This window comes from Marinifilum sp., from assembly GCF_965230805.1.
Lineage (GTDB): Bacteria > Bacteroidota > Bacteroidia > Bacteroidales > Marinifilaceae > Marinifilum.
Map to the genome: position 1 here is coordinate 713910 of NZ_OZ246019.1, position 13749 is coordinate 727658.

At 35.5% G+C, this 13749-nt stretch carries 10 protein-coding genes; 3 read left to right on the plus strand and 7 right to left on the minus strand.

The genetic code is table 11. The features are described from left to right. Nucleotides 1-141 precede the first annotated feature (141 nt). From ACO05S_RS02710 to ACO05S_RS02740, 7 genes are all read right to left on the minus strand, one after another. A complete protein-coding gene (locus ACO05S_RS02710) occupies nucleotides 142-2565 on the minus strand; it encodes an ABC transporter permease (RefSeq protein WP_421920013.1) in 2424 nt (807 codons plus the stop codon). Between the two features lie 274 nt (nucleotides 2566-2839). After that, nucleotides 2840-4033, minus strand: coding sequence for a DUF1015 domain-containing protein (locus ACO05S_RS02715; protein ID WP_421920014.1), 1194 nt, complete (start codon nucleotides 4031-4033; stop codon nucleotides 2840-2842). A 74-nt stretch (nucleotides 4034-4107) separates the two neighbouring features. Further along, on the minus strand, nucleotides 4108-4296 hold the full coding sequence (locus ACO05S_RS02720; RefSeq protein WP_421920015.1) for a four helix bundle protein: 189 nt from the start codon (nucleotides 4294-4296) through the stop codon (nucleotides 4108-4110). A 62-nt stretch (nucleotides 4297-4358) separates the two neighbouring features. Further along, nucleotides 4359-5279 carry a 3-phosphoglycerate dehydrogenase gene (locus ACO05S_RS02725; RefSeq protein ID WP_421920016.1) on the minus strand — a complete coding sequence of 307 codons (921 nt, stop codon included), beginning with the start codon at nucleotides 5277-5279 and terminating at the stop codon, nucleotides 4359-4361. Nucleotides 5280-5453: 174 nt separating this feature from the next. Further along, the gene (serC, locus tag ACO05S_RS02730) at nucleotides 5454-6530 is read right to left on the minus strand and encodes a 3-phosphoserine/phosphohydroxythreonine transaminase (RefSeq protein WP_421920017.1); all 1077 of its coding nucleotides are present in this window, start codon (nucleotides 6528-6530) and stop codon (nucleotides 5454-5456) included. Between the two features lie 1131 nt (nucleotides 6531-7661). Continuing rightward, on the minus strand, nucleotides 7662-8765 hold the full coding sequence (gcvT, locus tag ACO05S_RS02735) for a glycine cleavage system aminomethyltransferase GcvT (protein WP_421920018.1): 1104 nt from the start codon (nucleotides 8763-8765) through the stop codon (nucleotides 7662-7664). 146 nt (nucleotides 8766-8911) lie between these two features. Then, nucleotides 8912-10669 (minus strand): hypothetical protein, encoded by a 1758-nt coding sequence (locus ACO05S_RS02740; protein WP_421920019.1) that lies wholly within the window; start codon nucleotides 10667-10669, stop codon nucleotides 8912-8914. Nucleotides 10670-10951: 282 nt separating this feature from the next. Here ACO05S_RS02740 and ACO05S_RS02745 point away from each other — a divergent pair, with 282 nt between their 5' ends. Genes ACO05S_RS02745 through ACO05S_RS02755 form a run of 3 tightly spaced genes read left to right on the plus strand, consistent with a single transcriptional unit; the run spans nucleotide 10952 to nucleotide 13342 of the window. Beyond that, nucleotides 10952-11407 carry an Hpt domain-containing protein gene (locus ACO05S_RS02745; RefSeq protein WP_421920020.1) on the plus strand — a complete coding sequence of 152 codons (456 nt, stop codon included), beginning with the start codon at nucleotides 10952-10954 and terminating at the stop codon, nucleotides 11405-11407. Between the two features lie 15 nt (nucleotides 11408-11422). Continuing rightward, a complete protein-coding gene (locus ACO05S_RS02750) occupies nucleotides 11423-11770 on the plus strand; it encodes an STAS domain-containing protein (protein ID WP_421920021.1) in 348 nt (115 codons plus the stop codon). Between the two features lie 9 nt (nucleotides 11771-11779). Next, complete coding sequence (locus tag ACO05S_RS02755; RefSeq protein WP_421920022.1) at nucleotides 11780-13342, plus strand: response regulator; 1563 nt, start codon at nucleotides 11780-11782, stop codon at nucleotides 13340-13342. Nucleotides 13343-13749: the final 407 nt, after the last annotated feature.

A 13749-nucleotide genomic window follows, 5' to 3' on the forward strand; every position in this document is an offset into this window, starting at 1 on the left:
CCATCGCATAAAACTAACCATTAGGTTTAACCAAATGGTTAATGCAAATATAGAACATTAATACATACTTATAAAAGTTTTTTGTACTTTTTTAACCGATTGGTTAAAAAAGTACAATTCATTTCTTTTTAAGTATTTATACTATTCGTAACGCAATGATTTAATAGGATTTGTATTGGCTACTTTTACCGAATGTCCACTAACGGTTACGATTGCCAGAACTAAAGACAACAACAAAGCTACCAGAAAGTAGTACCATGGAAAATCTATTCGGTAAATAAAATTAGACAACCACTTGTGCATTGCATAAAAGCTAATTGGCCAAGCAATTAGATTCGCAAGAATGACATTCATGCATAAATTTTTACTCAAGAGTACAACCAAATTCATCTCTGTACTGCCCAGTACTTTTCTAATTCCAATTTCCTTTACTCTTTGTTGCATTTCGAAGGAAACCAAACCTAATAATCCTAACATTGCAATAATAAAAGCCAAAACGGTAAAGGATGTTAAGATATTAGCCACTCTTAGTTCTCCCTTAAACAAGGTATTGAAATCTTCATCCAGAAAGAAGTACTCAAAAGGTTCGCCTTTGGTCATTTTCATCCAAGTCTTTTTTACCAGTTTCATCCCCTCCATCACATTATCGGGCTTTAGTTTTACCAACATATACCTTTGATTGTAATTTGGAGTATAAGTCAAAAACATTGGAAGAATCTTATCTCTCATCGATTCAAAATGGAAGTTTTTTACAACGCCGACAATTTCTATTGGCGTTCTCTCATTTTCGGAAAAGCTGGGTCGATAAACATATCTTCCAATAGGACGATCGGCATAACCTAATGCATGTATAGCTGCTTCGTTTGCAATAAATACAGAGGTATCAGCCAGCCTGCTTCTATCAAAATTTCTTCCAGCCTTTACTTTAAGGTTAAGTAAATCAATAAAATTCTCATCCACATGCATCAGCCTAAAATTGATCATATCTTCATTACTCGCTCCCTCGCTGTACATCGAATAACCATTTGTTCCTCTTCCAGGAACCATTCCTGAGAATGAAACATTCTTAACACCTGAATATTTAAAAAGTATTTCCTTGATTGTTTCTTTCTCATCTGCATCGAATGTGTAAGCCCTGTCAACAACCAGTACTCTTTCTTTTTCGAAGCCAAGTTTCTTGGTCTGCATAAAATCAACTTGTTCCTTAATTACAAAGGCAGATACTAAAATACCAATGGCAACGGTAAACTGAAAAACCACCAATGAGGCTCGAATCTTTTTACCAAGCTTTCCTTTTCGGACTTCACCCTTTAGTACGCTCATCACCCTAAATCCTGACAAGGACAAAGCTGTATATGTTCCGGAGAATAGAACCACAAAAAAGATTACGGCAGCAACAAAAAACATATATTGCGGTTGCCAAAGTAATGCTGATGACAATTGCTTTTTAGCAATCATATTAAACGAAGGCAACATCATTTCAATTAAGAAGTAGGAAAGAATACCTGCAAAAATGGTCATGATAAATGTTTCCGCATAGAATTGCAGCATTAGCATTTCCCTGCTACTTCCAAAGACTTTTCGCACTCCAACTTCATTGGCCCTGGTAAAGGATCTTGCAGTAGTTAGATTTAAAAAGTTCACACAAGCCAAAAGAAGTATAAAAAATGCAATCGCAGAAAAAATGTATACATACTTGATATCGCTAATAGGCTCTATCTGACCATCTGTGTTTGAATACAGATAGATCCTTTCCAACGGTTCCAAATAGTAATTGAATTCATTGCCCATTTTTTTCCATTCATTAAAATCAATCCCAAGAACACTTTTTAGTTTCGGTCCCATATATTTTAGCAGAAAGCCTGAAAACTTTGACTCCAACTCTTTATAATCGCTTCCTGGCTCTAATAAAAAATATGCCTGCATGTAATCGCTAAACCAATTATCTTCATCTTCCGGACTTATGGTATTGTTACACACTAAATTATAATGAAAATGAGAATTTAATGGAAGATCCTCAACAACACCTGTAACTGTATAAAGGTTTTCTTCGCCCATTCTTAGTATTTTGCCAAGCGGATTGATTTCGCCGAAATACTTCTTCGCAGTTGTTTCGGTAAGCACAATGTTTCTCGACCCATGCAGAGCTGTCTGTGGATCCCCATAGATAAATGGCCTATCAAATACTTGAAAAAAAGTAGAATCTGTTTTTAAGAGCTTATCTTCTACAAACTGCTTCTCCTCATAAGCAAAAAGCACATTATTTCTAAAATGTGTTCTCACTGCATATTTTACTTCTGGAAAATCAGCTTGTGCAGTTGGGGAAAAAGGTGCACAAATAGTATTACCAACAAATCCTCTTTCTCCCATTTTTATTTTAACCGCAACTCGATAGATGTCTTCAGAATTCTTATAGAACTTGTCGTAACTCAACTCATCCTTAACAAAGAGATAAATTAGAAAGACACATGCAAGCCCGATGGCGAGACCAACAACATTAATAAACGAATACTGCTTATACTTCATCATGTTGCGGAATGCAACCTTAAAAAAATTAAGAATCATCACACTATAGATTAGGTTATACCCAAACTTTTCAATTCCGATGCCACCATTGATATACTTCTGATATTGCACCTCTTACGTCACTTATTAGAATTTCATCTTTGTTCGATATCGCACATGTATCTTTCGATTACGGACAAAAAAAGAGGGACGCTTTCGCATCCCTCTCCTAAATATATGTTTTGACTTGTATTAGTCTAATTTGTGAATTAATAAACCAGAACGAAGCTTAGGTTCGAACCAAGTAGTTTTTGGAGGCATGATGTTACCTGTATCAGCAATATCTATTAACTGATATATCTATTAACTGCTGAGCAATTGCCATAGATACTGCATACAATGCAAATGCAGCTTTCATATTACCGCTGTCAACACGCTTTTTTAATTCACCTAATCCACGGATACCACCAACGAATTCAGCACGTGTAGTCGTACGAAGATCTTTGATATCAAGAAGATTATCAAGAACGTGGTTAGAAAGGATCGTTACATCAAGAACACCAATTGGATCCTTATCATCGTAAGTTCCTTCTTTAGCGTTCATTTTGTACCACTTTCCTTCTAAATACATAGAGAATTCGTGAAGCTTAGCTGGCTTGTAAATTTCTTCACCCATACACTCTACTTCGAAAGTAGCTTCCAATTTAGCCAAGAATTCTTCAGCAGTCATACCGTTCAAATCCTTCACTACACGGTTGTAGTCAATAATTTTCAATTGGTTATCTGGGAAGTGAACAGCCATAAAGTAGTTGTACTCTTCATCTCCAGTGTGATTTGGGTTCTTAGCAGCAAACTCATCACCAATACGAGCAGCAGCTGCTGTTCTGTGGTGACCATCAGCTACATAAGTTGCAGGAACTTTAGTTGCGAATAATTCTTCCAACTCTTTGTTAGTAGCTGCATCATTTACTGGCCAGAAATGGTGACCGAAACCATCTTCTGCAACGAAATCGTAAGTAGCTTCTTCGTTTTTAACGATGTTTTCAACGATAGCATCGATTTCAGGTACTGCTTTGTACGAGAAGAACACTGGCTCCAGGTTAGCTTTAGTATAACGAGTAAGAATCATACGATCTTCCTCTTTATCCGGACGAGTTAACTCGTGCTTTTTAATTACACCTGTTTTGTAATCTTCGCAAGCTGCATTAGCAACGATACCGTACTGAGTACGTCCGTCCATTGTTTGAGCATAGATATAGAATTTAGCTTCTTCATCTTGCTTCAACCAACCTTTTTCTTGCCACAAGTTAAAGTTTGAAACTGATTTTTCATACACTTCTTCAGAGTGAACATCAGTTCCTGCAGGACAATCAATCTCTGCTCTTGTAATGTGTAATAAAGAACAATCTTTACCTTCAGCCATTTGAGCAGCCTCTTCTGAATTCATTACGTCATATGGAAGACATGCTAAATCTTTAGCGATATCTTGAGTAGGGCGCAAGCCTCTGAATGGTTTTACTATAGCCATCGTTAATATGTTTTTGTTGTGTTGTTAAATTTTGTGTATTTGTGAATGAGTGATTTCGTGAATTTGTAATATAGTTATTTTGCATTAAGCTTCCTCTCTAAATATTTCTTATAACCAGATGCCATTTTAGACAAGTCAGTCAATATTTTTCGAACCTCATTATACTGATCTTGATCAATATAATTTTGCTGAAATGCTATTTCAGAACACACCAAACATTCGCGAATAGAACCTTTTGATGTTTTAAGATATTTTAAAGACAATGGTATTGTTTCTCCATGTCCTTTTCCAATATTACAAATTCACTAAATCACAAAATCACGATTTAGTTTACCTTAAAAGTAGTATCTCCTTTTTCGATACAGTTCACAATTTGATTTGCTCCGGCAATACCAGCATTGATATTTGCTTCAGCAGTTTGTGCACCCATCTTTTTAGGCGTAAAGAAGAAGCGGCCATCAAATTTAGCAGCAATTTCATCTTTACAATCAGGAGCGATATCAGAAATGTATGCGAAATCTTTACGATCATCCATCAATTTCATCAATCCTTCTTCATCAATTACTTCTTTACGAGCTGTGTTTACAAGGATACCCCCTTCTGGCATCTTGTTCAACAAGTCATAGTTAATTGATTTTTTAGTTTTATCATTAGCAGGGATGTGCAAAGAAATATAGCTACAAGAGCTATATAATTCTTCTACAGATTCAACAACTTTTACACCATCAGCTTCGATTGCTTCTTTAGCTACAAACGGATCGAAAGCATACACTTCCATACCAAAACCTTTAGCAATTTTGCCTACGTAACGACCAACGTTACCATAAGCATGGATACCGATTTTTTTCCCTCTTAACTCTACCCCAGCTTTACCATTGTATCCATTTCTTGCCATGAATACCATCATTCCCAACACCAACTCAGCAACAGCGTTTGAATTCTGTCCTGGAGTATTCATTGCTACAATTCCTTTTTCAGTACAAGCTTCAAGGTCGATATTATCGTATCCGGCACCTGCTCGAACGATAACCTTTAGATTTTTAGCAGCTTCAACAACTTCACGTGTTGCTTTATCACTTCGGATAATCATAGCATCCACATCAGCTACAGCAGCCAATAGGTCAGCCTTATCAGTATAAGATTCCAACAAAGCCAACTCGTAACCTGCGCCTTCTACAACTTCTCTGATACCATTAACGGCGGCAGGAGCAAAAGGCTTTTCGGTTGCAATTAATACTTTTGTCATTTTATTTGAAATTTTAGAATTATAAAAATAAAATGTCATTGCCAGCCAAATCGAAGTAATCTCAGCTTTTAGCCTTTAGTTTTTGGCTATTAGCTTAAAATCACTTTAGTCGTTCCTCATGCATTTGAATGACGAAAAGCAGGATGAATTAACTTCCTGCTCATCAAAATTATATTATTTTACGTGTAACGCTTCAAATTCTTTCATGCAGTCAACCAATGCCTGTACACTTGCTTTTGGCAATGCATTGTAGGTAGAAGCACGGAAACCACCTACTGAACGGTGACCTTTAATACCTGACATGCCTTTAGAAGTAGCGAATTCGAAGAAGTCTTTTTCCAATTCTTTATACTCATCAGTCATCACAAAACAGATATTCATAAGAGAACGATCTTCCTCGTTAACAACAGTACCTTTAAACATTGGGTTGCGATCGATCTCATTATAAAGAACCGCAGCTTTTTCTTCGTTCATTTTCTGCATGGCAGAAACACCACCTTGTTCCTTGATCCACTTCAAAGTTTGAAGAGCAGCAAATACTGGAACTACCGGAGGAGTATTGAACATTGAACCTTTATCAATATGAGTTCTATAATCCAACATTGTTGGAATCTGACGATCAACTTTACCTAAAAGTTCATCTTTTACGATTACAAAAGTTACACCAGCAGGAGCAAGGTTCTTTTGAGCACCACCATAAATCAGTGCATACTTGGATACATCAACCGGACGAGAGAAGATATCCGAAGACATATCAGCTACCAAAGGAACATTTATATCCATGTCTTCTTTAATCTCGGTACCATAAATGGTATTATTGGTTGTAATGTGGAAATAATCTGCATCAGCAGGAATTTCATAAGCTTTTGGAATAAAGTTGTAAACTGCATCCTTAGAAGAAGCAACCTCAACTACTTCACCAAATAATTTAGCTTCTTTCTGAGCTTTGTTCGCCCAAGCACCTGTGTTAAGGTAAGCAGCTTTTTTTCCCATCAAGTTATAAGGAATCATGCAGAATTGAGTAGATGCACCACCACCTAGGAACAATACTGAGTAACCTTCAGGAATATCTAACAATTCCTTGAACAAAGCTTGAGCCTCATCCATTACAGCTACAAATTCTTTGCTACGGTGAGAAACTTCCATAACAGAAAGTCCTGTACCAGCAAAATTTTTGATCGCTTCAGCGGTTTTATCTACTGTAAAATCTGGAAGGATTGAAGGGCCTGCAGAAAAGTTGTGTACTTTCATTTTTCAAACGTTTTAATTTTTTGTGTTATTCCATATCCTGAGGCAAATTTGCAAATAATAATTTATTTAGAAATGATTTTAGTTCTTAATTTCTATGTTTTTCAACAAAAAAATAATCATTCCTACCCCCTTCATATAGATTAATAATTACAGCCTGAAAAACAACAATTTAACCCCAAAAAATCATTTTATTTTTATTCTCATTTAACCAAGTTGATGGCAATATTTTCAATTCCAGATACATTCTGAAAGGACAACACGAGATTTATCACCTCATGAAAGCACAAAAACTGTCAATTTCACCTCTCTAACCGCTCACAAAAAAGAGAAACAATCGTAAGAATTTATGTTATAATTCTCTTTTTACTTTCAAAAAAAGAGGGTGTCCAAAAAATGGATTACCTTATTTAACGTGAGTTCGACGTAAAATTCTATCCACAGAAAGTTATATTTGCGATAGATTTGCATTAAAAATTTGGAAAGAATAGCGGGCTATTTTGAGGAATTTTTAATGTGAAGATGTCGTAAAGAGAACTTTCCATTATGTGTTCATAAATTTCCTCAAATCTTCTTGAAATATCCCGATATTCCTTCCAAAATTTGATAAAACTTCTACTCAAAATCAGATCAAACTGTGAACGAATTTTACCTCGAACTCACGTTATTTACCAAAAAACCTTCCGGCAATGACTCTGAAGTAAAAAGTACCAATTAACGGGGCTTTTGCAATAACTAAATTGGGTTTTCAACATAGAAGATTAATACCTGCAAGCGCTTGTCCTTAATACCTACGAGGGTCTGTCGTAAGTACCTACGAGGACCTGTCGTAAGTACCTACGAGGGTCTGTCGTAGGTACCTACGAGAGGCTCCCACGAAAAATCCGGATAGCGATAAAACTATCCGGATTGTTTTAAATAATCTCCTTCTATGTTGTGCGGTTTTATCCTTAAGCCAAGGACGAGATTCAACCGGAGCCTGACTCCAATTAATAAAGTAATTCTTTTAAGCTATAGATTACATTGTTGCTTCTATTCCATCCTCTTTGAAATCCTGAATATCATCAATGAACCTATCTGCGGGGTCTTGCCATTTGTTCCAAAACTTTCCGTTTAATATCTCGAAATTAAAAACTATCCTTTGTAAAAAGGAATCTTAGTAATTTTTGCTTTTAATGCTTTTTTACGAACACGAATAAAGATTTCAGTATCTGCTTTGTAAAATCCTTCCTTTACATATCCCATACCAATTGCCTTATCAACCATTGGCGCCATAGTTCCAGAAGTAACTTCTCCAATTTCATTTCCTTCAGCATCTTCAATTTTATAACCTTGACGAGGAATACCTCTATCAATCATCTCAAAACCTTTTAACCTGCGCTTTGGTTTTTCTTCTTTTTGTTTTTCGAAGAAATCACGATCGATAAAATCATTTCCATCAACAAATTTGGTAATCCAACCTAAACCTGCTTCTATCGGAGTGTGAGTATCATCGATATCATTTCCATACAAACAGAAACCTACTTCAAGTCTTAAAGTATCGCGGGCAGCTAATCCAATTGGCTGAAGACCGAACTCTTTTCCTGCTTCCATTACAGCATTCCAAAGTTTCTCACCATCCTGATTGGCTACATAAATTTCGCACCCACCAGAACCTGTATAACCTGTTGTAGACAAAATAGCGTTTTCAATTCCTGCAACGGTAGCTTTCTTAAAAGTATAATATTCCATATCTTCAATAGGAACATCAACAATTTTTTGCATCGCTTTAAGGGCCAATGGACCTTGAACTGCAAGCTGGCAAATTTCATCAGAAGCGTTATACAATTCCTTGCCTACTTCCAATCCCATTTCTTCGGCATTCTTACAACACCAGTTCCAGTCTTTTTCGATATTTGCAGCATTAACTACCAAAAGATAGGTTTCTTCGTCAATTCTGTATACCAACAAATCATCTACAATTCCACCTCCTCCGTTAGGGAAACAGCTGTATTGAACTTTACCGTCAGATAAAGCTGCAACATCATTTGTTGTAAGTTTTTGGACAAAGCTAAAAGCCTTAGGACCTTTAACCCAAAATTCTCCCATATGAGATACATCAAAAACACCTAGTTTTTCACGAACACATACGTGTTCATCTTTAACTCCAGTGTATTCAATAGGCATATTATAGCCTGCAAATGGTGCCATTTTTGCACCTAGTTCTTCATGAAAACTAGTGAAAGCTGTTCTTTTCATTGTATTTTGTATTTAAGGCAATTCCAGACCCCTAATAATAATCAGAGTCTGTATTAATTACCAAAGAATAAACTTAGTGAATTATGTATGTGTTATTGTTAGTGCAAATGTAGAAAATTTTCTTAGATATCAACTGAATCAACAAATTACTTTACTCCCCCTGTTTTCTTCGCAATTCCCAAGCGATAACCTCCTTTAAATATCACAACAAAAGCATCAAAAACCCCACATGCATCGCGATGCTCAGCTGCCTCTTCGAATGTTGCAAAGCCTCCAATCGTATACTTATGCCAACCTTCTACATACAAGTGCTCTATAACATCTCCCCCTTTATATCGCTTAAATAAATCAGTAGGCTCCATCTCTCTTTTGCATGCTGCAATCTGCACCCTGTAAACAAAATCTTCTTGCACCAACTCCTTTTTCATTTTGACTTCTTCAATTCGTTCGGGCTGTTTCTTTACAGGAATATCAGAGATAACTCTGGGCTTAGCCTTTAAGGGAGCAAGCATTTTTTCATTCTTCAAATCATTTGGAACCTCTTGAATACTTATTTGCCCTGTCAAGCTAACAGGCTCTTCCATTTTTTTAAGTATTTCCTTTTCGCGGTAGATATCAAAGCCTCCTGCTCCTCCCGATCTCTCTGAGGCAAAGTAGAATCGACCTTGTTCATCTTCAAAGTAGGTAATATCATTATCGGTACTGTTAACTGGGAAGCCCATATTTTGAGGTCTGCCCCATACTCCACCTTCTGTTCTTACACATTTAAAGATATCGTAACCTCCCATTGTATTGTGCCCTTTGGAACTAAAATATAATGTTGAAGCATCCTCACTTACAAAAACATCACTTTCATCATATTCAGTATTGATTTCTCCACCAAGGTTTAATGGTTTAGACCACTTTCCCGATTCATTTTTAAGAGAATAATAGATATCACACTCTCCAAATCCTCCCTTTCTATCACTTACAAAATATACCTCTTTATTATCATTACAGAAACAGACCGAACTTTCTCTGGATTTGTTCTCATTAATGAATTTTAACGCCCTGCCTTTTGTCCATTTATTTTTATCAACATTCAAATCATAAACATCACCATTCCCTACGGCACCGGAATAAATCACATAATCGTCTTTGTTAGTATACATTAATCCAACATTCGATTTATTGGGAGTATTTACAAAAATATTACTTAAAGACTTTTCCTTATTCAGCTTAAATATCTTTTCGTAATACTTCTGATCTACCGATGATCTTGCACTTTTCTCATCGCCTCGTCTGGAACTAAAATAAATTACATCTCCTTTTGATATCGGATTGAACTCATCATAGATAGTGTTAATTTTATCCCCAAGTAATTCAACCTGAAGATCTGAATTAGCGTTCAGTAATTTCTTACCATTTTTGCACTCGGCAATTTTTTTCTCACTTAAAAGAATCAAATCCTGCTTGTCTTGGAATTTATTTTGCCCAATTAATTCAATATTGATTTTATACTGTACGATAGCGTCATCAAATTGATTAAGGTATTGATACGCCATTCCTAACAAGAAATGAATGTCCTTACTTACATCCGGATGAAGCTTTTGAGCTGACTGTAAAAATGGCAATGCTTTGTTTCTTGGTCCTGATATCAAGTAACAAACACCAATATTATAATTCAATTCGGGATTTTCACTATTTACCTGATAGGCATCCAACAACAATGATATCACTTTATGTAAATACCCGTCACCTTTTTGGAAAATCTCCAAAGCTGTTGTAATGTTTTTGTATCCGATTTTTCTTTCCTTCTTCCCATCCACAAATTCAGATTTCCTAACATCTATTAGAGTTTGAGCAGGTAGGTTTGTAGAACACACAAATAAATATGCCAAGAGAATAATACATTTCAAATTCATAAAGATCAGCAGTTAGTTAATATGGTTTTTCTTACTAATTATATGGTCTAAATTTCATATTTTCTAATACTGATTATAAATTAAAATGTTTCCTTTCCCGATTAAAGTATTCTTAAACATTCTATAAATCAAAGAAGGTTATGCCCTTATTGATTGTTAAACCAGATAGGTAATTTGAAAATAAATTAGTATCATTGCAATATTATATGTAGTAAAACTGTGCATATTCACTGGGCTTTAAAAAAAGCTTGTAGATTTTTTTAAATTATTTTACCCTGTAAAATGACTCAAGGAGAACAACTCACCAATTTGTCCTATTTAAAGGAAATGTCGGGAAATGACAACAGTATTATCGAAGAAATGATTGGAATATTTATTGAGCAAATTCCTGAATTTATACAAGATCTTACCGTAAATTTTGAATCGAAAAACTGGGAAGGGTTGGGAGCTGTTGCCCATAAAGCAAAATCATCGGTTAGAACTATGGGAATGGATAGTATTGGAGATTGTTTGGAACAGTTAGAGCATTTCTCGAAAGGAAACCTTAAATTTGAGCTACAGATCAAAAAAGAAAAAGGAATAGACTTAAGTCCTGATGAAAAGAAGAATTGGAGCAATGTGATGCACGAAACCACAAACGATATGGAATTAAAGCACATCCCGGATTTGATAGAAATCTTTCTTTCCAATTGTCCACTGGCCGTTGAAGAACTTAAATCAAGCCTAAAACAACTTTAAACCATTATAATAGCCATGAATATTGAAACCAAACACATCGATTCTGTTACAATAATGAAACTTTGTGAAACAAATCGTTTATATGCTTTAAATGCTGGCATTGCAAAAGATAAAATGAACGAAGTTTTAACCCAACCACAAACAAGGCTTGTTGTTGATTTTGAAGACATCAATTTTATTGATAGCTCAGGTTTTGGAGCTTTAATTTCTGCCCTAAAAACATCAAAGGAACACCAAAGCAAAATTAAATTTTGTAATATCAATAAAGACGTAATGGAATTAATTGAATTAATGCAATTAGATTCTATTTTTGAGATTTTACAGGATCCTACCGCTTGTGTAAACAGCTTCTCGGCAGAATAGTTAGCCATCATGGCCAAGGCCTCACCTCACATACTCGTTGTTGATGATGATGTTGTCATTCTTAAGTTTGTAGAGTTTACCTTAAAGAGTTTAAGCTACAAAACAACATTAGCAAGGAATGGTATTGAGGCCATTGACAAGGCCAAAACCGAACATTTTGATTTGATAATCTCTGACCTTTTCATGCCGGTAATGGATGGCAATGAATTGGTTCGTTATTTTAGAAACACCCCTGAATACAAGCATACACCCTTTATTTTCCTATCGGGAAATAACGAAGAGGAAACTTGGATTAAGAATTTAAATGATGGTGCTGATGATTTTATTACCAAACCAATAAAGCAAAAGGTATTTTTATCTAAAATCAATTCGCACTTAAAACGGGCATTTCTTCGTAAAGAAATATTAGCAGGAAAAGAAAAGTCGGATATCAGCTACGATAAAGGTTCGATAATTTACTGCGCCAATAGAATAAAGCCATTTCCTATTCCGCGTAAACTTGTAAAAACCAACATTAAGCTTGTTTATACGGATTCTGATTTTTTTATGGCTTTGCAGGCTTCCAACAATTGGGGGATTATAATTGACGATGCTGCCATGTGGGCTATGTCAATTCTGGAAAAAATTATTGAAATCAGCTCAGATCATGTTCCTGTGAGCATACTGATCTCCGAACCGGAAAATACGGAATTTATGGATCAGCTCCTAAAGCAAAAGATCAGTACTTTTCTCTACAAAAGTTTGAATACAAAACTAATTGTCCATCAAATCAACTCCGACATCCAAAGAGAGCATGAACTTAAGAACAAATATCTTAATGCATTAAATACCGCGGCAAAAAGATCGCCTATTCGATTTGAGAATGAGTTTTCGGACGAAATAAATGGTTTTCACATACGCATTCTACATGAACCCTACGACAAACTTCCTGGTGGTGATTACTATGAAATTATAAATGTGGACGAACACCGCAAGATATTTGTTCTTGGTGATGTAATGGGTAAAAAATGGGATGCTTGGTTCTTTGTTCCTGCCTACATTGCATACATTCGAAGTACAATCAATTTTTTCCTGAACCGCCAGGAGTTCGACTTCGTTGAATCTCCTGGAAAATTTCTGGACATCATCAACCAGTATATCTTCAAGGATATGCAACTTACAGAAGTTTTTACTACCCTAAGTGTGATATCAATCTGCACCAAGAAGAATATGATAAGTGTAGCTTCGGCCGGCGCTCTTCGTCCATATTATTATAACAAATCAGAGGATAGCATTTCTCAATTAAATATTGTAGGTACCTTACTTGGTGTGATCAAATCCACCAAATATCAAAGTTTGGTGCATGAATTTAACAAAGGCGACAAGGTTTTGTTTTACACCGATGGCTACACCGAAGCCATTAACGATAAAAACAATGAAATGATCGGAGATGATGCATTATTTCACGCTTTAAACAAGTATAAAATAGATGAGAATTTAGAACCTCAAACAATTGAAGAAGAACTTACCAGAACCTACAATGTCTCAAAATTTGATGATGACAGGACACTACTTTTGGTTCAAAGAAGTTAGGTTTCTCTTTTTGCAATCACTTTTTTAGCAAATTTGCTACATTCTTAAAGAGACTGATTTTGTGCTAATACTGGTATTTTTCGGATTATAAATCCTAAACTCCTAAGCCTTGATTGCAAATCAGGACTAAAACGGTAAATTATATCAAAATACAAAATTTGGAAGCACATTTACTGGTAAATGAAACTCTTATAGTAGGATGGAGTTGAAGGATTTTGATATTTTGGCTCAAACTTGTGAAAATACTTAGTCAAACCCAGTTGTAGACTATTAACGATTTGTCCTAAGAAAGAAAAACCAAATGCCTTATCGCATTATTACAATAATGTAAAATCACTAAAAAATCCAGACAACTGCCTGGATTTATTTAACGTGAGTTCGACGTAAAATTCTATCCACAGAAAGTT